The organism is Nocardioides sp. (assembly GCF_036503465.1).
GTDB lineage: Bacteria > Actinomycetota > Actinomycetes > Propionibacteriales > Nocardioidaceae > Nocardioides.
In genome coordinates this window covers 107476-130061 of record NZ_DASXWU010000054.1, presented here as the reverse complement: position 1 = coordinate 130061, position 22586 = coordinate 107476, and the positions used below count along the sequence as shown (strand labels likewise).

Here is a 22586-nt window from a genome sequence, read left to right as displayed (position 1 = left end):
GGTTCACTGCTTGCCGCCGCATGGCTTCCCCACACGGCGAGGCTACGGCGAACGGCCAGCGTGGCCGTCGTGGTCAAGGACACGGACGAGACAAGGCCGAACCAGCCGACCCCCAAGGGCTAAAGATCCCGCGACACGAGGTAGGACGCTGCACTTACTCGGGAGGCGGCAGATGCCCCGTGGAGGTGCGTCTTACCGCCGGGTGTGGGTGCGCTCCGAAGGGCTTTCGTGCCAATGGCCGCGAGGCCGCGGCGCCGTGGGTCATACTGCGATGCGTGACTCGGCGCAGCACGTCGCGTGACTCGTACCCCAAGATCCCAGCCGCTCTCGAACGTGAACTTCACGAGAGTGGAGCGCTTGGACGAGACGGGCACGTGGAGACGGCCTGGCCCGTGCAGCTGTTGAAGCTCGAGGTCAATGGCGTCAATCGCCCGGTGGTCGACGGAGGCAGCCGGGCGATGCGGTTCATGCGAATGAATGTGCTCGCGCTCACCGAGGACTTGATGATCTTGCGTACGCCAGCGCTCGTGTACTCCTCATGGGTGGCTGGTGTCGTTGGGGGCCCAGCGTTCTACTGATGCCGCGACGTTCGAACTCGTGTGGGTTACCCGCAGGCCGGCCGCAGCTGCCCATCAACGGCAGCCAGTGCCAGATGGGAATCCTGGCTCGGACAAAGTCGACGCATATATCGCACGTCTGCGGGCCTTGGACCAAGAAGCCACCGAAGGGATCGTCGATCGGATTTTGACCAGACGAGATGAGCGGCTTTCCGAAGCCGAGCCGCAGGTCCGGGCCACCATGCAGAGGGTTGCCCGCAGGGTCGCTGACTTGCCCCTGGGCTGAGACGCCCATGGCGGGGCGGACGATCACGCCACGACGAGGTGCGTCTCTCCGCCGGCTGACGGCGCATCAGAAGGACTCTCTTCTGGCGATGAGCGGACGGATCATTCGTCCAAGCAGACCCGGCGCGGAGCAAGCACGACGGCGACCTCGGAGCGTGTCCGGAGCCGCCGTCGTCACTGCGAGATCAGAGAGCGCGCACGTTTTCAGCCTGGGGGCCCTTGGGGCCTTGGGTGACATCGAACTCGACGGTCTGGTTCTCATCCAGGGACTTGTAACCCTGGGTCTGGATGGCTGAGAAGTGCACGAAGACGTCGTCGCCGCCGCCGTCTTGCGCGATGAAGCCGAAACCCTTGTCGGCGTTGAACCACTTAACGGTTCCCTGTGCCATGTGCCTTACCTTCGGTAATTCCGGTGCCAGGCGACCTGCCCAGCGCCACGCTGAAGACATCCTTACTGCGCCTGATGTCCAGCGAAACCGAAGACCAAGTTCGTTGAGATGTGCCACGACCGACGGTCGTGGGAAACGCCGAGCGTTTCCGTCAACACCGTCAACCCTAGCAACGCGCGGGTCGTGGCCCACCATCGGCGTCGCGCTGGGACCATCGCGCAGGGCGCGGAGCCCGGTGATGTCGACGTGTCCCGCAAGGCCAGGGCACGACGAAACTTGAGCGCCGAAATCCCTCCCAGCCGCGTCAGGCGGTCAAGGTTCGTTCCGCCGCCAGTCGGACATGCCGAACGCACTGGCATGCCGCGATGACTGGGTCACGTTTGGGCAACGGTAGGGGCGATCATGCATCGTACGGCCCACACTGGGGGATCCTGGACAACAAGATGACAAGCTCAGCCGGGCCGCGGCGTCACCTGGCCACCAGCCCATTCCAGCCCGATCCCGTGCCGATCATCGAGCAATATGCGCTCAACGACTTGGTGTCTCACGATTCCTACGGGATGGGCCGCGTCATCAACGTGGAACCTGCTGCGGTGACGGTCGACTTCCGGTCCCAGACGGTTCGCATCGCGAGCCCCTTTCAAAAGATGGCACGGCTGTAGCAGCGACTACCGGGACGTCCGCTCATGCCGCGGTCAGGGTGCGTCTATCGCCGGCTGTCGGCGCAGCCCGAACGTAACAAGTCACGCCGGAGCGGTCGGTGTTGACAGCGGGATTCGCGTGTCGGGAAGGATGCCCGTCGGGGGTGCCTGCCTGGGCGCGGAGTCGCCGAAGTCCGCACGGGGGCCAGTCTCGCCCACGCTTCTTCAACGCCAGAGGCCAGGAAAGTGTCACATCGGCGCCGTGGGCTGGTTCGTGGCACGCCGGGCGACGCCGAAACGGACCGAGGGCGTGCGGGCGGGTCTTGGGCCCGGTTGCCCAGGCAGAGGCCGACGGCGACCCCACACTTCGGGCAGCAGATGCTCCAGGCGGTCCGGTACTCGTCGAGGTGGTCGGTGCCCAGCCCCGAGCGTTTGAGTAAAAGGACATGACTCGTCCGGGCCATTCCCGGAGGTGGGGTTCGCTCTTAGCCTTGAGTCATGCGCCATCCGGTTACTCAGATCACCGGCATCGCGCTCGCCGCGATCTTGGGCCTCGGCGCGCACTCCATGGCGTCAACGAGTGGGAACGGTTCGACTCCGGCTCGGGTGGGTTCCCATGCGCAAGACAACGACCAGGACAAACGGGACTCGGATTCTCCTGACTCCGGTCGTCCGGATCGGCCCTCCGGGCATGCATCGCGCATGGTGGCGATCGCACTCGCTCATCGCGGCGGCATGAAGCAGTGGCGAGCCTGCGTCAAGGCGGGCAGCAAGGGGTGCACCAAGCCAGAACCGCCTGGCTGGGTCAAGCACCCCGATCAGCACCCCGGCGGCTGGCCACCGAAGCCAGCTGACGCTGAGAAGGACTGACCACAGTCATGAGGGCGGCCCGCCCCGGTGGTGAAACGACAACCGGGGGGTAGGGGTCCGCGGACTACCACCTTGGTCAGCGTCCTCGTCGGGCTCGATCCACTCATATCGCTGGTGGGCGGGTACTTCGTCGTCCTCGCGCGACGTGCCGTTCCGGCTCGCTGACCTTCATCAGTCGACTTGACAGCGGCGAGCCTCCAACGTTGCATACTGCCGCGCTTACAACAGTGGGAGGATCCAGTGGCCTTGCGCGTGAACAAGTCATGTGAGGCGTCGGTTGTGATAGATGCGCCGATCGATGCCGTCTGGGCTTTGGTGTCCGACGTCACCAGAACTGGAGAGTGGAGCGTCGAGTGCCGGGACGTCGAGTGGCTCGAGGGCGCGAGTGGGCCGGTGAAGGGCGCACATTTTCGTGGTCGCAACCGCCGTAACGCGACCCGGTGGTCGCGAGTGTGCGAAGTGCTCGAGGTCGAGGCACCGCAGCGTCTGGCGTGGCGGACGTTGCCAACTCGCCTGCTGCCAGATTCAACGCGATGGGAGTTCGAACTGGCTCCCGACGGCGCTCGGACCCGGGTCACCGAGCGTATGCGGGTGCTTCAGGTTCCCGCCATCTACGACCGGCTGTACGCAATGATGCTGCCCCAGCATCGGGACCGGACTCCTGATCTCGTGGCGGATCTCGGGCGAATCAAGTCACACCTCGAGGCGAGCATCCCCAACGCCTAGGCCTTCGGAACGTGTGCCGTCTCGCAGCCGGATGCGGACCACCCACGCCGAATCGCGACATTGCCGCGGGCGCGAAAGCACTCGGGCCCAGCGGCCCGCCACAGCGGTGCTCGATGCGACGCCGCGCATGGGTCCTTTGCCCCACCGCTGAAGCCTGCGGTCACCTAGAAGGGCTGGGTGCGGCTATCCGCGGGCTGGCAGGGCCAGCTCGTCACCCGGCGCCGGCGAGTCGATGCCGGTAGGCGTAAGCCACGGCTTGGGCTCGATCGCGGACGCCTGTCTTGCTGAAGATGTGGTTGATGTGACTCTTCACCGTTGCTTCGCCGATGAAGAGTCGTCCGGCGATCTCGGCGTTGGTGAGGCCGTCTGCCACAAGCGCCAGGACCTCGAGCTCGCGTCGCGTGAGTCCGTCCGGGAGCGGGGCTGGCTCCGGCGAATGAGCGCCTGAGGTGCTGGCCACGGCGTTCACGACGTGATGCTGAACGGCGGGGGCGATGGCGGCTTCTCCGTGCACGACGGCGTGGATGGCCTGCCCGATCTCCTCGGCGCTCGCGTCCTTGGTGAGGAAGCCACGAGCACCCGCGCGAAGGGCGTCGAGCACCGAGCGGTCGTCGGTGTAGGTGGTGAGGACGACCACCTCCGTCTGCGGGAAGCGCTCGCGGATGCGAAGGGTTGCTTCGACCCCGTCGCACCGGGGCATGCGAAGGTCCATCAGGACGATGTCCGGACTCAGCCGCTCGACGAGCTCGATGGCTTCGTCGCCGTCCGCGGCCGCGCCGACCACCTCTATACCCGGCAGGAGGCCGAGGAGGGTCGCGAGGCCGTCCCGGACCACTCGCTGGTCATCGGCGACCAGGACTCGCGTCAGCTCGGTATCCATAGCTCCACGCGGAACCCTGTGCTGGTGTGATCGGCGGTGAGCGAGCCCCCGAGCAGCTCGGCGCGCTCTCGCATGCCGGTCAGCCCGTAACCACCCTTGTCCTGCTGCGTCCGCCCCTCGACGGCAGTGCCGAAGTTCTCGACGGTGAGCCTCGTGCCGCGGTCTTCGTAGGCGAGCTGCATCTCGAGCCGAGTGCACCTCGCGTGCTTCCGGACGTTGGTCAGAGCCTCCTGGGCGGTCCGGTAGAGCGTCAGCTGCGCCTCTGGAGCGAGAGACCGCTGGACGCCTGTCGTGCTGAACGAGGCGGGAACGGCGGTGTCGTGCTGCAGATGGTGGAGCAGCTGTGGTAGGCCCTCGGGGCCGGGCAGGTCCTCGTCGCGAAGGAGCCCGATGGCACGCCGTGCCTCGGCCAGCCCGCTCTTGGCGAGACGATGGGCATGTTCGAGCTTCCGGACGACCTCGGGGTCGGTGTGCCTGCTCTCCGCGAGGAGTCGTCCGCCCTCGAGCTCGAGGGCCAGACCGGAAAGAGAGTGGGCGAGCACATCGTGCATCTCACGCGCGAGCCGTTGCCGCTCGGCGAGCGCTGCCGCGTTGGCCTGTGCCGCGCGGCTCTCGGTCAGCTCCCGGAGCAACTCCTCGGTCCGCTGTTGTCCTTCCCGCAGCCAGTTGGCCAGCATCGCCATCACGTAGAAGGCCAGCACCCCGGTCACGTCCAGTGCGATCGCCTCGACCGAGTGTCGGTTGCCGAGCAGCTCGGCCACCGGTAGCGCGGCCATCGCGAGTACGACGATCGCCCCGCTCGCCGTACCCCGTAGGCGGATGGCGGCGACGGCGACCGCCACGAAGGCGCCAAGACCCGCAGGCCCCGACGGCTGCGCCGCCACCAGCACCGCTGACGCCGCGACGATGACGACGAGGAACACCGCCGACCGACCGCGGTGCTCGTCCTCGCTCAGGAGGACGCCTGCAGCGCCGATGGCGAACCCGATCATGGCCAGGAGCACAACCAGATGCACACCGGCCGTTCCCGGCCTCGGACGCGACGCGGCGCCGCCGATCTCCACGAGGACGGCGACCAGCAGAACGAGAAGCCGAAGCAGACGCAACACGCCTCGCTGCCGCGCGCGTACCTGCTCCAGGGAGACAGCCGTGGTCATCGTGAGGGAAGCGTAGGCCGCACCACCATCGGGCACATCTCGCTCCGGGTGGAGCCGCACCCGGCCGTGCTCCACCCGGAGGTGGAGCTGCTCTCGACGCCGATTCCCCCCCCGGCGCCGATGACGCTGCGACGGGTCGGTTCCTAGCGTGGGCGCTCCCCTGAGTCGGCGATGCCGTGAGCCCGGCGTCCGGCCTCCCCGACGAACCCAGCCAGCAGCAGAACACAGCAACAGGACCCGTGATCGGAGCGCGCCATGACCGAGCTGACCACCCCGCGAGACCCACTGCGCCCGGAGCGGGACCCCGCCTCGCACCTGAGCCGTCGGGGCGTGCTCACCGCCCTGGGCCACTTCGTGGTGAACCGTGCCCGTCTCGTGCTCGTCGGGGCGACCGTGGCGGTGCTCTGCTTCGGCCTCGCCGGTGCCGGTGCGTTCGCCAAGCTCAAGGCGGGCGGTTTCGAGGACCCGGGTGCGGCGTCCACCACCGCGCGCACGTTGCTCGACCAGCGTCTCGGCGGCGCCAGCACGGTCGTCCTTCTCGTCCACGCCAAGGAGGGAACCGTCGACGACGCCTCAGCGCGACGCGCCGCCATGGATGCCAGAGACCGGCTGTCGGCCATAGGGGGCGTCACCGACGTGACCTCGTACTGGTCGACCCACGACCCGCAACTGCGATCGGCCGACCACAGGTACGCCCTCATCGTCGGCAGCACCAACAGCGATCACGACCTCACCGCGGCTCAGGTGAGCTCCTTGCGCTCGGACAGCGCCTCGGTGGAGGTGAGCGTGGGCGGCGACGGCGCCATCAGCAACGACGTCATCACCCAGGTGTTGAAGAGCCTGAGGTCATCCGAGGCCATCGCGGTGCCGATCGTCCTCGTCCTCTTGATGTTCGTCTTCGGCAGCGCCGTGGCCGCCGGGTTGCCGTTGGTCATCGGGCTGATCTCCATTCTCGGGACGTTCGCGGAGCTGTTCGTCCTCGGTTCGATGACCGACGTCGCGATCTTCGCGATCAACATGACCACCGCCCTGGGCATGGCCCTCGGCATCGACTACGCGCTGTTGATGGTCAGCCGGTTCCGGGAGGAGCTCGCCCGAGGCCAGGGGACGAAGGCTGCCGTGATGGCCGGCGTCCAGTCGGCGGGGCGCACGATCGTGTTCAGCGGGGCCACCGTGGTCGCAGCGCTCGCCGTGCTTCTCGTCTTCCCGATGTATTTCCTGCGTTCGTTCGCGTATGCCGGCATCGGCGTCGTCCTGATCTCGGTGGCTGCAGCGCTCGTCGTCCTTCCCGCCCTGCTCGTCGTTCTCGGCCCCCGGGTGAACGCCGGGCGGCTGCCGTGGATGCGCGGACGCGCACCGTCCAGCGCGGCACCGTTCTGGGGACGCCTGGCGGGGCGGGTCATGCGTCGACCGGTGCTGTTCGCGCTGCCCGTGCTCGCGGCTCTGGTACTGCTGGCCGTTCCCGTCCGGCACCTCCAGGTCGGCACTCCCGACGACCGGGTGCTCCCGGACGCCACGCCGAGCAGGGTCGTGGGAGACACCCTCCGCAGCGACTTCGCCGGAGACACGTCGACGGCGATCGACGTGGTCGCAGCCGGAGCGCTCGAGGGGGCGCCGCTGGCGGCGTACGGCGCGCGCCTGTCGGCCCTTCCCGGGGTCGTGCGTGCGGAGAGCAGCGTCGGCACCTTCGTCCACGGGCATCTGGTCCCGAACACGCAGAACCCGGCGCTGGCCGCCCCCACGGCACAACGGGTTACGGTGGTCAGTTCCGCCGACCCGCGGTCGGCATCGGCCAAGGCTCTGGTGCGGACCGTGCGGGGGCTCCCGCAGCCCGCGGGCGCGCACGTCTACGTGGGTGGGCAGACGGCCGAGCTGCTGGACACCACCCACGCCATCGACAGCCGGCTACCGTTCGCCGCCCTGTGGGTGCTCCTGACCACGTTCGCCGTTCTCTTCCTCTTCTCCGGGTCGGTTCTGCAACCGGTCCGATCCCTGCTCCTGAACGCGCTCACCCTGACCGCGACCGCCGGGCTCCTGGTGGTGATCTTCCAGGAGGGTCATCTCTCGGGCCTGCTCCACTTCACCCCCCTTCCTCTCGACACGAGCATGCTGGTGCTGCTGTTCTGCATCGCGTTCGGACTGTCCATGGACTACGAGGTCATCGTGCTCAGCCGCATCAAGGAGCTGCACGACGCCGGCTACGACGACACCGCGGCCGTCACCGGCGGACTCACCACCAGCGGTCGCATCGTCACCATGGCCGCCGCCTTGATGGCGGTGACGTTCTTCGCCAACGCCAGCGCGACCGTCAGCTTCATCCAGCTCTTCGGCATCGGCACCGGGTTCGCCGTTCTCGTCGACGCCACCCTGGTGCGTGCGGTGCTGGTGCCTGCCGCGCAGCGCCTTCTCGGCCGCGCCGCTTGGTACGCCCCTGCGTTCCTGCGGCGTCTCCCCCGTCAAACCGGGCTGGCCGAGTCGGCAACGGGGACGCTGTGACACGAGATAGGAAGGGAGGAGCGGGATGAAGCAGGTGCCCGTGAAACCGACGGTGGCCATTGAGGATCTGGACAAGCTCGACATCAGGGTCGGGACGATCCAGGCGGTGGAGGACGTCGAGGCGTCCCCGAAGCTGGTCCAGCTGACGGTGGACTTCGGTGAGTTCACCAGGAACGTCCTCGTCGGTCTGAAGAACGAACGTGACGACCCCACCGAGGTGCAGGGTCTGCAGGCTCTGTTCGTCGTGAACCTGCCTGCCCGCGCGATGGCCGGGAGGGTGTCCGAGGGGATGCTGTTCGACATCGGCCACGCCAACGGGATCCGTCCCGTGCTCGCGGTCCCCGAGGCGCCGGTTCCCGATGGCGCGGCAGCCGGGTGAGCGGCGTCGGGTAGACAGAAACGGGAGAGGAGAGACCGGGATGCGAGTCCTCGTGACGACCAACGCGGCCGTCGACCACTTCCTGCCGCTGGCTCCCACGGTGGCCGCCCTCGTGGCGGACGGACATGACGTGCGCGTCGGCTGCCCCGAGTCCTTCGCGCCGTTCGTCCGCAGGACGGGCTTCGACCCGTGGCCCTGCCGCGAGACGGCCGCGAGCACGCCGGCGCCGCCCGCGCCGCCCGCCGAGGAGCGGCAGGCGCGGCTGATGTGGGCAGTCACCCGGGGCTGGCCGGCCGACTGCCGCGGTTGGGTCGACTCCCTCCTGGAGCAGGCAGCAGCGTGGGAGCCCCACCTCGTCATCGTCGAACCCGTGGAGCACGCCGGCCGGGTGGTGGCGTCGGCGCTCGGTGCACCGCTGGTCGTCCACGGCTGGGGATTCGCACTCCCCGTGGGCGTGGACGAGATCGCGGCTGAGGGGATCCGCGACGTGTACGACGCGGTTTCCACGACCCCGTCCGGACCGGTCCTCGTCGTCGACATGGGTCCCGCCTCGGTCCAGGCTGCCAACGCCGCCCCGGCGCGGCGGTACCGGTACCGGCCGTTCTCGGTGCCGGATCAGCCGGTCCCCCCTGCTGAGGCAGAACGGCGCCGCGTGCTGGTGACGCTGGGGACATATGCGCACGCCGACGCGGCTGCACTGATGCGGGCGGCCGCAGACGCTGCGCTCCAGGCCGGTGCGGATGTACTGGTGGTGGCGGGCCACCAGGATCGCCTCGCCGGTGACCCCTTCCCCAGCGAGGTCGTCGTACTGAGCTGGGTGGACATGGTCGCAGCGATGCAGAGCTGTGATCTCGTGGTCCACCACGGCGGGGCAGGAACGTCGTGGACGGCGCTCAGCTGCGGAACACCAGCCGCGGTGCTGCCGCTCGCCGGCGAGCAGTTCCGCAACGCGCAGATCCTCGCTACGGCGGGAGCAGCAGCCGTCTGCCCCTCGCGCGACCACGACGGCCTCGCCTCGGCGATCACGTCCGCCCTGAACGAGCCCCGGCTCGCCGCACGGGCCGCGGCCATCGCCCGCGACAACCAGGCGTTGCCGGACACCGCCGACCGCGTCGGGGACCTCGTGTCCATCGGCAACTCCAGTGCCGTGGAGGCGACGTGACGAGAACAGACGCGACGTGGACTGCCCAGGACGTGCCGGACCAGGACGGCCGCGTGGCGGTGGTGACCGGCGCCAATGCCGGCATCGGGCGCGAGACCGCCGGGGTGTTGGCGCTCAGGGGAGCCACCGTGGTCCTCGCATGTCGAGACGTGGCCCAGGGCGAACGAGCGGCTCGAGGTCTCAGGACTCGAGCCGGTGTCGACCAGCAGCTGCCGGTGGTCTCGCTCGACCTCGCGTCGCTGCGATCTGTGAGGGCCGCAGCAGATGAGATCAGGTCCCGTTTCTCACGGATCGATCTCCTGATCAACAACGCAGGCGTGATGGCGATCCCCTTCCAGCTCAGTGCCGACGGCATCGAGCTCACCTTCGCCACCAACCATCTCGGCCACTTTGCGCTGACCGGCCTTCTCCTGGACCGGCTCACGGACACGCGGGGTTCACGCGTCGTCACCGTCAGCAGCAACGCCCACCGGCGCGGCGAACCCGACTTCGAGGACCTTCGCTCCGCCCGCGGATACCGGCCGGGAGCGGCGTACGACCGCTCGAAGCTGGCGAACGTCCTGTTCAGCTTCGAGCTGCAGCGCAGGCTCGGGGCCGCACTCGTCCCGACGGTGTCCGTGGCCGCCCATCCGGGGAACGCGCGCACGAGTCTGTGGCGCAGCAGCTCCTGGCTCGAACGCGCGCTGCTCGCACCCCGCCTGCGCTTCGCGACCGGATGGCTCGCCCAGAGCGCCGAGCAGGCGGCCCTCCCGACCCTGCGCGCCGCGGTGGACCCTGCCGTTCGGGGCGGCGACTACGTCGGCCCCGCGGGACGGTTCGGCTACACCGGTCCCCCGGTGCGCGTCGAGCCAAGCCACAAGGCGAAAGACCTCAACGCTCAAGAGCGTCTTTGGCAGATATCGGAGGAGCTCACCGGCGTGACGTACCCGGCTATGGGACCGAAGGGAGCGCGGTGATGGAACAGTGCTGGCGGCCCTGCATAGGGGGGCCGCTCGCAGCAAGAGATCGCACGCTCGCGCTCTCCTACGCCCATCCGGGACAGTCGTCCTGCTGCAGACAACGGCTGATCGACCAGGCGACTCGCGCCCCGGGTGGTGCGATCTCTTGCTGCCGAACGGCGCGTCACACCGCCGGGAGTCGGTCTCTGTCGGGCGAGGGTGCGGTCTCGCGTCGGCCGTGGGTTTCGCACTGTTCCGGGGTGGCTGGCTCGGGGCGGGCGTGTGAAGGGGTCAGGCGCCCTGCCGCGCCGTGCGCCGGTCCATCAGCTCTTGGATGGACGTGGGGAGCGTGGTCTCGAAGTCGATCAGCTTCGCCCAGGTCGGACGGACGACGATCCGCACCATGCCATCGACGTAGAGGGATCTGACCTCGTCCTCGAACCCCTGCCGCTGCTCCGGTGTCATCTGGTAGGTGCCAGAGATGCGGAGGTACTCCTCGGGGATCCCGTCCACCGGGTCGAGCTCGGCGACACCGCGCAGCAGGAGCACGTCGGGCGGGTGCACCTCGGTGTCGATGGTCAGGGCCACCGCCGGGTGACGCCGCAGTGCCGGGAGCTTGCGGGCGTTCTTGCTGGTGCACATCACGATCTCGGAGCCGTTCCAGTAGATCGCGATCGGGATCACGCGTGGTGTGCCGTCCGCGGCTACGAAGGCCAGCCGCGCCACGTCGCGCTGCAACAGTTCCTGGCTGAGCGGTTTCACCAGTACCTCTTCGACCTCGTGGGGGTGCATCGTTCTCTCCTTCGTCGGTACGGCGGTGTGCATGTCGTAGTGGGATCAGGCTGCAGCCGCAACGCCAACCGCGGACGCATCCCTTTCTGCGACCGCACGGGTAGTCCGCGTCAGCGCCGGGGTGAGACACATGGAGACGACGAGGGAGGCCAAGGCCAGCACCACGATGGTGTGGCTGGGCCCGACGACCTCCGCCAGGGTTCCGGCCAGAGCGGCGGCCAGGCCCTGGCAGGTCACGCGGGCCGCGGACTCGGCCCCGAGCACCTGGCCGGACAGGTGTGCGGGCGTGAGGGCGACGAGCAGCTCCTGCTGCCCCAGAGTCGCTGCGTAGCCGACGCAGGCGATCCCGGCGAGCACGGCTGCCAACGGGACGCTCGGGTGCCAGACGAAGGCCAGGAACGGCAGCGCGAGGACGATGCGGAGCCAGGCGGTCGACCGACGCCTGCCGACAGGGCTCAGCACCCGGCCCATCGCGACGTCCCCGGCCAACATTCCCAGCGCTGCGGCCACGAACAGCGGCGCCGCGGCGCCACCGGCGTACGGCACGAACAGCGCCTCGCAGCCGGCGACCAGGCCGTTCGGCACGCACAGGGCGACCATCAGGGCCGCGGTCGACGGGGTCGTGAGGAGCTCCCGGTTGCCCCGCCACGTCTCTGTGATGCCCGTGCGTCCGGTCCGGCGGGGAGCATGGTCGGCGATCCCGAACCAGGTGACCGGGACGGACAGGCCCGCCAGCACCGCGGCCAGCCAGAACACCTGGCCGACCGAGACCAGCTGCAGGACGAGCCCAGCGGTGGCGAACCCGACGATCTGCATCACTCCGACCGACACGTTCATCGCCGACCTGGCCACCACGTAGTCGCCGGCAGGCAGGACCTGCGCGAGCAGACCCCACCGCACCCCGCTTCCGATGGACATCACGTACGCCGCCACGAGTACGACGACGATCCGGGACGCCGGCACGAGGTCGAACAGCACCTGCCCTGCCAGGGCGCCGGTCAGGACAGCAGACACACCGGCCAGCAGAAGTCGTGGCGGTGCCGTGTCGGCCGCAGACATCAAGGTCCCGGCCCCCACGACCTGGACGATCGATGGACCGAACATCGTGATCGCGGTCAGGAACGCCGAGCCGGTCTGGGCGTAGACGAGGGTCCCCAAGCTGAGGCTGGCCATGGTCGTGGCGGCGACCCCGAGCGCGTTGCCGGTCCACAGCGCCCGGAACTCCCGGTGCCGGAACAGTCCGACGTAGCCCCGGCTCGACCTGCTCGTGTGCGTCATGTCGTCGAGTCTCGACCAGCAAGATTCATAGGTCCAATGCCAATTCTCGAAACAATCGTTCGATATATTCGATCGATGCTCGACGTGATTCGGCTGAAGGTCCTAGCGACAGTGGCCCGCACGGGATCGGTGACCGGGGCCGCCCGCGAGCTGGGCTACGCCCAGGCCTCGATCAGTCACCACCTCTCGCGCCTCGAGGCCGAGGTGGGCCTCGCCCTGACCCAACGGGCCGGGCGCGGGATCCGGTTGACCCCCGCCGGCGAGCTGTTGGCGCACCGCGCGGCAGAGATCCTCGGCCGCGTCGAGTCGGCACAAGACGAGGTGTCCGCGATCGGTGGCCTGCGCCACGGGAGGGTCCGCGTCGCCGGCTTCCAGTCCGCGCTCAGCACCGTCGTCACCGATGCGGCCGCCAGCCTCCGTGCCACCGCCCCCGGCATCGAGCTCAGCCTCACCGACCTGCACCCCGACCTCGCCCTCCAGCAGCTGCGCGAAGGCCACATCGAGATCGCCGTCATCTTCCGGTACGACGACACCCTGCCTCCCTACATCCGCGCCACCCACCTCTTCGACGACCCCATGCATCTGGTCAGCCAACAGGCCGGCCAGACCCTCGCCGACCACCGCGACTCCCCCTGGATCGCCGGATGCGAACGATGCCGCCGCGAGCTCGTCGAAGCCTGCGAAACCGCCGGCTTCACGCCCCAGATCAGGTACACCAGCGACGACCCCGTCGTGACGCAGTCCATGGTCGCCGCCGGCCTCGGTGTGACCACCATCCCCGGCCTGTCCCTGGCCACCCACCGCCGAGCCGGGATCCAAACCACCGAGCTCCCCGACTTCCGCAGGCGGATCTACGTCGCCACCTACGGCGAACCTCCCGACCCACCCGCAACCGACGCCTTCGTCCGTGCTCTCATCGAGGCAGCAACCCGGCTCTAGTCGGAACTCCGCAACTCGGCGAGCGGGCAACCGCACCGTCCCCCGGCGCGGTCTCAGGCGCTCTGTACAGCCAGGGCGACGCTGAAGCCATTGATGGGAGCGGTGTTCACATCGTTGAAGGTCGCAGATCGCTCGGGCCGTGTGGCGCAAGCGATCCATATTGACGTGTGGTGAGTAGTACATCCGCCGCGACCGCGCCCGCGTCATTCAGCCCGGAAGCGGGCGCGCTTCACTTCGCCGCGCTGAGACCGCCGCGCCAGGGCGCTGAGTCTTATCCTCCCGCTCATGTGCCCGAGCATCGGCGTGCGCTGATGGAACTGCAGTGCGGCCTGCCGTGGGGACTCATTCTCGCTTGGACCTACGAGCAGATGCAGCAGGAGCCGCGCTTCAGGTACGTCCGGCCCGACGAGGCGATGGCACAGATCTTCTTCACGGTCCGACGAGAAGAAGGCTGTCTCCGTCAGCGAGCTGGACAGTGTTCGCTCGTTTTGCGGCGCGGACTGGGTTCAGGCCTCGGAGCGCTCCTGGGCCTCCCGGGCCCCGGCCTCCACGCGGTCCCGGTACGCCGCCCAGTCATAGCCGTCGATGATGTTCCCGTCGCCGACGTACCTGCCGACGGCACCGTCGATCATTTCCCGCGCGATGTCCATGTGCCCCGCATGGCGGGCGGTCTCGTCGACCATGTGCACCAGCATCTCGCCGAGAGTGACCTCGGCGTACGGGCTCGTCGGAATCTGACCCGGCGAGCCCAGGTCGAGCGTCGCGAACGTCTCCTTCGCGTGCTCCCAGGTCGCGCGGTACAGCCCGATCACCCAATCCGATGTCGCCTCCGGCCGAACCCACAGGTCGTCCTGCGGGCTCGTCGGTGCGGTAGTAGAACTCGTCGTCTCGCGGGAAGGGACGACCGAACGTCTCCCCGAAGTACTCCGCCTGCAGGCTGGCCAGATGGAACGCCACGCCGAGCAGGTTGGTCGCGGTCGGTGTCATCGGCCGGCGCAGGTCGTACTCCGAGAGGCCGTCGAGCTTGTGCAGGACAGCCTGGTTGAGCCGATCGAGACGACCGACGAGGTCGGACTTCAGGTCCGGAGCCGTCACGCGGTCAGGGTAGGCGGGGAGATGTCGTCGGGCAACGAGGTTGCCAACGCCCACGCGGAACCCGACCAGCGGTCCGGCCACCACGCCTGCTTCGCTTGCGATCAACCCGATCGACAGCGCGTCCAAGCGGGCCTCGAGCACGGCTCGCTTGCGCTGGCAATCCACACGCGCCTCTTTCCGCCGCGTTGAGGCGTCAGGTCCGATGACCGGAACCCTTCGGACGAGGGAAACGAATCGCATCTCAGCCGATCCGGCGACTCGCGAGCGCCGGCTGGCGGCGGAGTGCAGCCGCGTTGTGCTGATGACGCGCGAGCTGCTGGATCAGCCCTGATCACCTGATCCGATATCGGCTGGACCGGTCTCAGCCGCGGCGAGCTCCGAGATCGGCGACCAGTTCGGGTTGGTGGACGACCAGAATGGAACCGCCCCGAGTGGCCCGACGAGGACGGCGACGATGATCGTGACGGCGCTGCCCAGGCCGCCCGGTTTGGTGCTCATCACGAACACGACGCCGAGCATGAGCGTCAGCGTGGTCACCTTGGCGCTCCAGGCGTAGGGTCACGCAGAAGGCGATGTGCGCGTGTCGACATGCCTGCGGTCTGGAGCTCGCGCTTGAGTGCTCGGCCCCTGCTTGCTTCGATGCCGGACCCGCAGACCGCGATCAGGGCGAGCCCGACGATGCCGGCGTCGATCCACGGGGTGTGCCAGCTCCACTGGGCCTGGGTCATATAGGCGCCGGTGCCCAACAGCACCAGCGTGGCCACCGGAAACGCGGGAACAACCGAGGCGATCAGGCGGCCCCAGCGCGCCGCCTCCGGAGGCGCCGTGACCTGCCGCAGCTGCAGGGCGGCGTAGAAGGCGACCGATGCGGCCATGGCGGCGATCAGCAGCGCCAGCAGGTGAATGAACAGCACGATGGCGTAGGCGTCCATGGGGACTTCTCTCTGGGTTCTCGTGCGTGGGACAGCGCATTGAATAGAGGTATACACTATTGAAATGGAGGAGCGCAAGCGTCGCACCTATCAATCGCCGGCGCGTGCGGCGCAGGCGGCGGCCACCCGCCGAGCCATCCTGGACTCGGCCCACCGGCTGTTTGCGGCCCGCGGATATGCCGCCACGACCATGTCGGCGATCGCCGTCGAGGCAGGGGTGGCGGTCCAGACGGTGTACGCCGTTTTCGTCAGGAAGCGGAACATCCTGTTCGGATTGCTGGATCGGATGCCGTTGGAGGCGGATCTCACGGGGTTTCAGGCGAGGCTTGCCGCCGCATCCGGCGATCCGCGCAGTCAGCTGCGGGAGGTGGTGGGCTTCTCCGCGCGCATGTACGGCGGAAGCAACGACGTGACCGAGCTGGCGCGCACGATAGGAGGCGCCGACCAGGACCTTGCGGACCTGTGGCGAGAAGGGGAACGGCGGCGATACGCCGCCGAGTCGGAACTGGTCGCCGACTGGCATGTCCGAGGCTTGCTGCGCGCTGAGCTGAGTGCCTCGGTGGCCACCGACATCCTGTGGGCGCTCAGTGGCCCGGACACCTTCAGGTTGCTGGTACGCGAGCGCGCCTGGGCCACAGACCATTACCGCAACTGGCTCGCGACCGCGCTGGAACGGGAACTACTTGCCGATCCCGCTCACGACTGATCAGCGTCCAGACCCCGGCGCCGCACCCAAGGCAGCAACCATAGGTACCGCCGTGCGCCGCCATCACGAACGCGGCGTCTGCTCGCGCCTGCTGGCGGGGCTGCCGCGATCTGCACTCCGAGCGTCCGCCGGCCGGGCCGCCCGTGGTCATCGGACTTCGCCCCGGACTGGGGAACCCATACCTTGGCCAGGTAGCTGCGACGCTCGACTAACACCCCAACCGGACTGGCCATAGGCAGCAAGCGCCGCCAGCCCCCGACAACCGCAACCCGGAGCGTCACTCCGTCGGAACCGAGCCCGCCAACCTGCGTCATAACGCCGGGAATCCACTGTTCCGCGCATGGTGATCTCAGCGCGCGTAGGTGAGATTGACGACTCCGGTGTCGAGCGTGCGGGCGCTCGCGAGTTGCAGGGTGGCCCTGACACCGTTCTGGGGGAACAGTGTCGTGCCGTGGCCGAGGACGACGGGGTGGACCGCGATGCGGTACTCGTCGATCAGGTCGTGCTTCATCAGCGTCTGGACGAGCGTGGGGCTGCCGTAGACCTCGATGTCGCCGCCTGACTGCTGCCGGAGCTGGGCAATGACCTGCGTGACGTCGCCGTCGAGCAACGTCGCGTTCCACTCGAGCGGGCCGGTCAGGGTCGTGGAGGCAACAAGCTTGGGGATCTCGTTCATCCGCTGCATGTACGCGCCGTGCTTGATATCGCCCCAGGCTTTGACCATCAGCTGATAGGTGCGCCGGCCGATGAGGAAGTAGTCGCTGGCTTGGAGGTGTCGCAGCGACTCGGCCTGCATGTCGTCGTTGAAGTAGGGGTTGGCCCAGCCGCCGTAGTCCTGCTCGCCGAACCCGCCGGGGTCCTGGATCACGCCGTCCAGCGAGACCAATGTCGAGACACTCAGCTTGCGCATGACGCTCCTCCTCGTTCGGTGTCGCGGCGCCGGTCGGCACCGTCAAAGATGCAGACTCAGCACGTGTCGCAAAGGAATCGGTCCTCCCTCGAGACTCACCCGGCGAGCGAGGAGTTCATCGCCCGTGCTGAGCGCTACCGGCCCGAGCTGCTGGCCTACTGCTACCGGATGCTGGGCTCGCTGGTCGATGCCGAGGACGCGGTACAAGAGACCTATGTGCGCGCATGGCGGTCCTATGGCGGATTCGAAGCGCGCGCCTCGGAACGGACGTGGCTCTACCGCATCGCCACCAATACCTGCCTGACCGCACTGGCCCACCACAGCCGGCGGGTCCTGCCCTCCGGGCTGGGTGGCCCGTCCGACGACCCGTCCCCACCACCGAACTCGACCGACCCGACAATCCGCTGGCTGCAACCTGTCCCGGACGCGCGGCTCGACCTGGATGACAACGACCCGGCGGCGATCGTCTCCGCGCGCGACAGCGTGAGACTGGCGTTGATCGTGAGCCTGCAGTACCTGCCGCCGCGTCAGCGCGCCGTGCTGATCCTGCGCGAGGTGCTGGCCTGGTCCGCCGTCGAGGTCGCCGCACTGCTCGACATGTCCGTGGCCGCGGTGAAGAGCGCGCTCCAGCGAGCCCGCACCCGGCTGGACCAGGTCACGCCGTCCGCCGACGGGCCCGCGCAGCTGACCGAACCGGAGCAGCGCGCGTTGCTGGAGAACTACGTCGCCGCGTTCGAAGCCGCCGACCCGGTCGCCCTCGAACGGCTCCTGCGCCGCGACGCAACGCTCGAGGCACCGCCGCTGCGTACCTGGTACGCGGGCATCCGAACCTGCCTGCCCTACATGGCCACCCACGTCATGGGCTCACCGCACCATTGGCGGATGTTCCCGACCCGTGCGAACGGGCAACCCGCCGTCGCCGCCTACACCCGAGCCCTTGGTGGCCAGTACGTGCCGTACGGAATCGTCGTACTCACCGCGGGCAACGACGGCATCACGGCAATCACCGCATTCGGCCAGCCCAGCCTCATCACCGCGTTCGGCTTCCCGGCAGTCTTGCCCGACCGCCCCGACTAGACCGATCCAGGATCGGCGTTTGCTCTCGTGGTGGCTGTGGGATTCGGGTTGGGCGTCGCCTACCGCAGTCGCTGTAGGTCGGTGGCGGTAGCGCCAAACTCCCAGTCATGCGCAGTCCGCCGGCTGCGGACGTGCGTCACATCGCCGGCATCGGCCCTAGCCAGACCCGGGTCAAACCGCCGCGTTGCCAGGCCCTGGCGGTCGTAGCTGTGATGCTTGTGGCCGCGGGGCCAACCAGGGCGGCTCCGCCAAGACGCGAAAACCTGCTACGCCGATAGCGGGCAACTGCCCCGGTCGCTGCTACGTCCCAAAGGCACCACCGACTCCTCGGGGTACGCCGATGAAAAGGACCCGCCATGACCCAACACGTTCTCGCACGGGGCATCACCGCAGCCGTCGCAGCCGCCGCCACCGCATCCCTCCTCCCCACCGCGTTCGCCCCTGCCCATGCCTCGCCGGCGCCCCAAGGCCAACTGGTCAGCGCCCGCGCAGGCCTCCACACCTGGCGGTGCGGCCCCATCGCAGACGAGAAGTTCACCTGCAGCCTTACCGCGACTCCCGACAGCGCCGGCTTCACGGTCGTCCTGCGCTCCACGCGCGACCTCCCCAAGTGGCAGGAGGATCCCGAACTCCAGCGCGAGATCGCCTACGTCGCCCGACACTGGTTCCTCACCGTGCAGCCGAACCCAGGGCTCTCGGAGTCTGACCTCGCCACCGTCGAGCAGGCCGTCGCTCGCGGCCGCCGCTGAGCATCCAGACCTGCGTTCTACCGCCGCGACCGCGGCAGCGTCCCGTACCGCAGCGAAGCGGCCATGTTGAAGCGCTACCTTCCGCTGATGGGAGGGCCCCGCCGCGACGGCAAGCAGGCGCCGCCGAGCTCGCTGCCTTGCGCCGTGGGCGGCGAGGTCCTTGTCAGTCTCGGGAGGACGCCGAGCGACGCGATCATCAGTTCCCAGAACCCGCCGGCGAAGTTGAGCCCGGCCAGTGCCACGAAGGCGGCTGCCCATCCGTAGGTCTTGGCATCGTGTCCGCAGAAGCTGAGGGTCAGGAGGCTGCACGTCGTGAGGACGAGCCCAGCTCCACGGCGCGCGTACCCCCACGCGCGCAGATGACGGAGCTCCCATGGTGGGATCACCCGTCGCACAGGAGCCCTGCCGCCGGACTTGACGAGCCTCGCATCAGCGGATGGCGTCGGCTCGTTCGCGGTGTGAAAGCACCAGTTGCTGGCGTTGTGTCCGCCGCTGGCGATCAGCACGGTGGTGGCCCTCCTGGCGAGAGGGCCACCAAGGTCCGTGTTGACCCGTGTCTACGGCGCTTGGTCGCCGTAGATGTTCTGGTCGAGACCGCCTGCGCGCGGGCAGGTGTCACCGGCCGTCGCGCTGGCCCGACACTGCAGGACATCGGCTCCCTCCGCAGGCTCGGCCCCTTCTCCGGACGTCTCCCGCGCATCGGTGCCAGGGACCGTGTCGCGCCAGTCGGTCCACACTCCGTACGTCCTGGACCCGACACTGTCGATCCACAGGTAGTCGCCGGCGAACGGAACCTGCCGAGCGTCGAACTGCTCGAAGTTGGGGTTGGTGGACACCGTGCTGAGCCGGGTCGCGGCGGCCCCGGTCGGGCCAGTGCTGGTGGGGAACGCGGTGGCGTAGGTGTCGAGCGCGTCCTGCACCACCTGCCGGTCGGCGGTGTTGCCGATGGGTTGCTGGGCGCACGTCAGTGCGCTGTGGCAGCTGGAGTCGTTGCGGCTGTCCCACCACAGCACGTGCGCGGTGCCACCGTTGACGGCGATGTCCGGGAACAGCTGGTGCTGCTTGGTCGGCCGGTCGACGAGCACCGGAGTGGTGTGCGCGCCGGTCGTGCCGTTGAGGACGGTGTAGTAGACCGCGGACAAGGACCCGATCCCGGGAGCGATCATCCCGTAGGAGGTGCCGGTCTGAACGTGGGGTCCGTAGGCGGCGTCGTAGACGATGTAGACGCTCTCGCTGGAGGTGTCGTTCTGGTCGGTCGCCGAACGTGGCGTCGTGTCGGCGCGGAAGAAGGTGTAGCCGGACGGGCAGGCGTCGATGCCGTCTCCGCAGTCCCTGGAGCCGGCGTCCTGGTGCTGGTAGCCCTGGAAGGTGACGACCGTCTTGGCGGGTGCGAAGGTGGCAGCACATGTGGCGCTCTTCGCGTACTGCACGGCGTCGGTCTCGGTCTTCTTGTTCCCTAGGGTGGCGACCCAGGTGACGTAGACGTGACCGTTGCCGGTGACGGTGACCTCTGGGGCTTGGACGTCGTTGACGCTGGAGGTCAGCAATCGGGGATGCGACCAAGTGGCACCGTGGTCGGTGGACCGGGAGAGGTAGATGTTGCTGCCTCCGTCGGTGAACCGTGACCACGCGAAGTAGACGTTGCCGTCGCACGAGCCGCCGGTGCGATCGACCTCGATGGCGGTCTTGTCGTTGAACTTGCCGTTCAGGTTGGGTGCCGAAGAGCCCTTCGCCACCACCACGGACCGGACGAACTCCTTCCCGTCGTCGAGGCTCGGCCCGTTCACGCCACCGGGGTTCTGGTACGTCGCGACCCACTCGTCGCCGAACGTCTTCTTGGTCCCGGCCGGGTCACCAGAACTCTCCGAGCCGGCGAACAGGCGCCCGTGGCTGTCCCAAGCCATCACCGGGTCTCCCGCGCTGGCCGTCCGGATGTGTGCACGAGCGGCGTACGGGCTGGTGTCGCCGGGGTAGCCGGGAACCAGCGAGCTCTCGAAGCTGGAGCCGCCATCGGTGGAGCGGTAGTAGCCCAGCCAGATCGGACCGGACGCGTTGGGCACACCGTCGGTCTCCCCGTCGTTGTAGACGCCGCAGTAGTCGTTGGAGCTGCCCACCAGCACGTCGGTGTTGCGTGGGTCGATGGTCACGGCCGGCTCGTTCTGCCGGCCCCGCGACCTGCCGCACTCGGTCAACGTGGCATCGGTGTACGGCTGGCCAGTCACCAACGTGTAGTCGCTGACGTAGCCACCGTTCACGTCGTTGGTCAGCCGGACATTCCCGGTAGCGGCGACCGCCGCAGACGCAACAGCCACGGCGATGCTTGAACCGATGAAGAATGGGATGAAGCGCCCCCGAACGTGCATCGAAACCCCCTAAAGACAGTGATCCGCACCGCACGACGCTACCCCCGCCGCCCGGGGCGGAGGAAGCGTTCGGCAGCTTCCTCTTCCGAGCCCTCCAGCCTCCTCGAGATCACCCTCCTCGACCCACGTTCGCTGGTCACATCCGAGCTCTCGGACGGCCCCAGCTGTCACCCGCACCTCACGGTCCCTCCAAGCCTGCGTACCGCAAGCCTCGCGCTCACTCTCACAGATGGCGGGCTCATCGAGTTCGTCGTCAAGCGCCACGGTTGTTCGGAGGACCGCTGCTGCATCAGGTGAACCACCGGGCAGCTCGAACCACCTGCGTCATATCGCCGGCTGACGGCCGCTGCAGGAGGCAGCCCTCAGCCGATGGGCGGGTGTAGGCGATGGCGAGGTGCCAATCAGACGGCTCTCACTTGGGCTAGCTGCTCGACTGCAAACTCGTGGCCCCAGCAACGGGCGGCGTCCCAAGCCGCAAATGCCTGGGCGGCCCTGTCGTGTGCGTGGGCATCGAGATCCGCAGCGTTGTGCGGCAGCACGAGGTCGAGGTCCGCAGCGTCGACATGCGCTTCGTCCCAGTCGATCAGTGCCACCCGATCCGCGGTCATTCGGATGTTGCCCGGAGTCGGGTCGCTGTGGACGACGCCCGTCGGCAAACCTGCGAGCCGCGCCCACGCTGCTCTACATCGGGCAACACCCTCAGGCGGCATCGCGCCGAGGTCGATCTTCGTTCCAGTCTCTGCGTGAAGCAGATCGCTTGACGACCGCCAACCCGGGCGCTGCGGCCAACCCTGCGTTACGCGATGCAATCGGCGAAGCGCATCGGCCACGCGACGCCAGTCGGACTCCGTTTCGGGAGGCTCGCCTTCCACGCAGGTCATCACCACCAGACCCTCAGCGAAAAGCCGGCCCGACGTCGTGGCTATGGGTACCGGCACCGTCAGACCTTGACGGTCGAGATGCCACAGCAGATCGGTCTCCCACGCAAGGTCAGCGTCGCTGCGGGAGCCGAGGCGGGCGACCGCAAGCCGCCCGTTGACACGCACGCTCCACACCTGATTGACGACTCCGCCGGATAGCGGTTCGACCCGAATGGCGTCGTCACCCCACTGCGCCAGTGCTTCCCATCCCATTCGTCACAGCCTCGCACTGAAGCCTTAAGGGCGGCCCTCTCACGCTCGATGAGGTGCGTCATATCGCTGGCATCGGCCCTAGTCCGACCCGGGTCAAACCGCCGCGATACGGCGGATGTTCCGGCATAGAAG

Annotated in this window: 22 protein-coding genes and 1 pseudogene; 11 read left to right on the top strand and 12 right to left on the bottom strand. The window is 68.3% G+C overall.

Features of this window, described 5'->3' with window-relative positions; genetic code table 11:
* Window positions 1-1027 precede the first annotated feature (1027 nt).
* A complete protein-coding gene (locus tag VGK78_RS10390) occupies window positions 1028-1231 on the bottom strand; it encodes a cold-shock protein (protein ID WP_331527550.1) in 204 nt (67 codons plus the stop codon).
* A gap of 503 nt (window positions 1232-1734) precedes the next feature.
* Between VGK78_RS10390 and VGK78_RS10385 the strand changes: the two genes are divergently transcribed.
* From VGK78_RS10385 to VGK78_RS10375, 3 genes are all read left to right on the top strand, one after another.
* Complete coding sequence (locus VGK78_RS10385) at window positions 1735-1893, top strand: hypothetical protein (protein WP_331527548.1); 159 nt, start codon at window positions 1735-1737, stop codon at window positions 1891-1893.
* A gap of 477 nt (window positions 1894-2370) precedes the next feature.
* The gene (locus VGK78_RS10380) at window positions 2371-2742 is read left to right on the top strand and encodes a hypothetical protein (protein WP_331527547.1); all 372 of its coding nucleotides are present in this window, start codon (window positions 2371-2373) and stop codon (window positions 2740-2742) included.
* A gap of 240 nt (window positions 2743-2982) precedes the next feature.
* The gene (locus VGK78_RS10375; protein WP_331527546.1) at window positions 2983-3468 is read left to right on the top strand and encodes an SRPBCC family protein; all 486 of its coding nucleotides are present in this window, start codon (window positions 2983-2985) and stop codon (window positions 3466-3468) included.
* Between the two features lie 211 nt (window positions 3469-3679).
* Here VGK78_RS10375 and VGK78_RS10370 read toward each other — a convergent pair whose 3' ends face one another.
* A complete protein-coding gene (locus tag VGK78_RS10370) occupies window positions 3680-4348 on the bottom strand; it encodes a response regulator transcription factor (RefSeq protein ID WP_331527545.1) in 669 nt (222 codons plus the stop codon).
* Entirely contained in the window at window positions 4333-5505 is a 1173-nt protein-coding gene (locus VGK78_RS10365; protein ID WP_331527544.1) for a sensor histidine kinase, read from the bottom strand. The genes VGK78_RS10370 and VGK78_RS10365 overlap by 16 nt, the downstream gene beginning before the upstream one ends.
* A 255-nt stretch (window positions 5506-5760) precedes the next feature.
* On the opposite strand from VGK78_RS10365, the gene VGK78_RS10360 reads away from it, so the two are divergent.
* Genes VGK78_RS10360 through VGK78_RS10345 form a run of 4 tightly spaced genes read left to right on the top strand, consistent with a single transcriptional unit; the run spans window position 5761 to window position 10498 of the window.
* Complete coding sequence (locus VGK78_RS10360; RefSeq protein WP_331527543.1) at window positions 5761-8001, top strand: MMPL family transporter; 2241 nt, start codon at window positions 5761-5763, stop codon at window positions 7999-8001.
* A gap of 25 nt (window positions 8002-8026) precedes the next feature.
* Window positions 8027-8380 carry a hypothetical protein gene (locus VGK78_RS10355; RefSeq protein WP_331527542.1) on the top strand — a complete coding sequence of 118 codons (354 nt, stop codon included), beginning with the start codon at window positions 8027-8029 and terminating at the stop codon, window positions 8378-8380.
* A gap of 40 nt (window positions 8381-8420) precedes the next feature.
* On the top strand, window positions 8421-9542 hold the full coding sequence (locus VGK78_RS10350) for a glycosyltransferase (protein ID WP_331527541.1): 1122 nt from the start codon (window positions 8421-8423) through the stop codon (window positions 9540-9542).
* Window positions 9539-10498 (top strand): oxidoreductase, encoded by a 960-nt coding sequence (locus VGK78_RS10345; RefSeq protein ID WP_331527540.1) that lies wholly within the window; start codon window positions 9539-9541, stop codon window positions 10496-10498. The genes VGK78_RS10350 and VGK78_RS10345 overlap by 4 nt, the downstream gene beginning before the upstream one ends.
* A gap of 273 nt (window positions 10499-10771) precedes the next feature.
* Here VGK78_RS10345 and VGK78_RS10340 read toward each other — a convergent pair whose 3' ends face one another.
* A complete protein-coding gene (locus VGK78_RS10340; protein ID WP_331527539.1) occupies window positions 10772-11272 on the bottom strand; it encodes a pyridoxamine 5'-phosphate oxidase family protein in 501 nt (166 codons plus the stop codon).
* A gap of 45 nt (window positions 11273-11317) precedes the next feature.
* Entirely contained in the window at window positions 11318-12550 is a 1233-nt protein-coding gene (locus VGK78_RS10335) for a hypothetical protein (RefSeq protein ID WP_331527538.1), read from the bottom strand.
* A 75-nt stretch (window positions 12551-12625) separates the two neighbouring features.
* On the opposite strand from VGK78_RS10335, the gene VGK78_RS10330 reads away from it, so the two are divergent.
* Entirely contained in the window at window positions 12626-13489 is an 864-nt protein-coding gene (locus VGK78_RS10330; RefSeq protein WP_331527537.1) for a LysR family transcriptional regulator, read from the top strand.
* A 506-nt stretch (window positions 13490-13995) separates the two neighbouring features.
* Here the strand turns inward: VGK78_RS10330 and VGK78_RS10325 are convergent.
* From VGK78_RS10325 to VGK78_RS10310, 4 genes and pseudogenes are all read right to left on the bottom strand, one after another.
* Complete coding sequence (locus VGK78_RS10325; RefSeq protein WP_414690672.1) at window positions 13996-14436, bottom strand: DUF664 domain-containing protein; 441 nt, start codon at window positions 14434-14436, stop codon at window positions 13996-13998.
* A gap of 16 nt (window positions 14437-14452) precedes the next feature.
* A pseudogene (locus VGK78_RS20355) lies at window positions 14453-14824 on the bottom strand (hypothetical protein); the annotation flags it as partial.
* Window positions 14825-14905: 81 nt separating this feature from the next.
* The gene (locus VGK78_RS10315; protein WP_331527535.1) at window positions 14906-15121 is read right to left on the bottom strand and encodes a hypothetical protein; all 216 of its coding nucleotides are present in this window, start codon (window positions 15119-15121) and stop codon (window positions 14906-14908) included.
* On the bottom strand, window positions 15118-15516 hold the full coding sequence (locus VGK78_RS10310; protein WP_331527534.1) for a hypothetical protein: 399 nt from the start codon (window positions 15514-15516) through the stop codon (window positions 15118-15120). Before VGK78_RS10310 ends, VGK78_RS10315 begins: the two co-directional genes overlap by 4 nt.
* A 64-nt stretch (window positions 15517-15580) precedes the next feature.
* Between VGK78_RS10310 and VGK78_RS10305 the strand changes: the two genes are divergently transcribed.
* The gene (locus VGK78_RS10305; RefSeq protein ID WP_331527533.1) at window positions 15581-16222 is read left to right on the top strand and encodes a TetR/AcrR family transcriptional regulator; all 642 of its coding nucleotides are present in this window, start codon (window positions 15581-15583) and stop codon (window positions 16220-16222) included.
* Between the two features lie 349 nt (window positions 16223-16571).
* Here the strand turns inward: VGK78_RS10305 and VGK78_RS10300 are convergent, their stop codons facing one another.
* The gene (locus tag VGK78_RS10300) at window positions 16572-17132 is read right to left on the bottom strand and encodes a dihydrofolate reductase family protein (protein ID WP_331527532.1); all 561 of its coding nucleotides are present in this window, start codon (window positions 17130-17132) and stop codon (window positions 16572-16574) included.
* A gap of 48 nt (window positions 17133-17180) precedes the next feature.
* Here VGK78_RS10300 and VGK78_RS10295 point away from each other — a divergent pair, with 48 nt between their 5' ends.
* Together VGK78_RS10295 and VGK78_RS10290 are read left to right on the top strand one after the other, a co-directional pair.
* A complete protein-coding gene (locus VGK78_RS10295) occupies window positions 17181-18209 on the top strand; it encodes a sigma-70 family RNA polymerase sigma factor (protein ID WP_331527531.1) in 1029 nt (342 codons plus the stop codon).
* Window positions 18210-18565: 356 nt separating this feature from the next.
* On the top strand, window positions 18566-18958 hold the full coding sequence (locus VGK78_RS10290; RefSeq protein ID WP_331527530.1) for a hypothetical protein: 393 nt from the start codon (window positions 18566-18568) through the stop codon (window positions 18956-18958).
* 557 nt (window positions 18959-19515) lie between these two features.
* Here VGK78_RS10290 and VGK78_RS10285 read toward each other — a convergent pair.
* Both VGK78_RS10285 and VGK78_RS10280 read right to left on the bottom strand, forming a co-directional pair.
* Window positions 19516-21270, bottom strand: coding sequence for a sialidase family protein (locus tag VGK78_RS10285; RefSeq protein ID WP_331527529.1), 1755 nt, complete (start codon window positions 21268-21270; stop codon window positions 19516-19518).
* Window positions 21271-21722: 452 nt separating this feature from the next.
* Complete coding sequence (locus tag VGK78_RS10280) at window positions 21723-22454, bottom strand: phosphotransferase enzyme family protein (RefSeq protein ID WP_331527528.1); 732 nt, start codon at window positions 22452-22454, stop codon at window positions 21723-21725.
* Window positions 22455-22586: the final 132 nt, after the last annotated feature.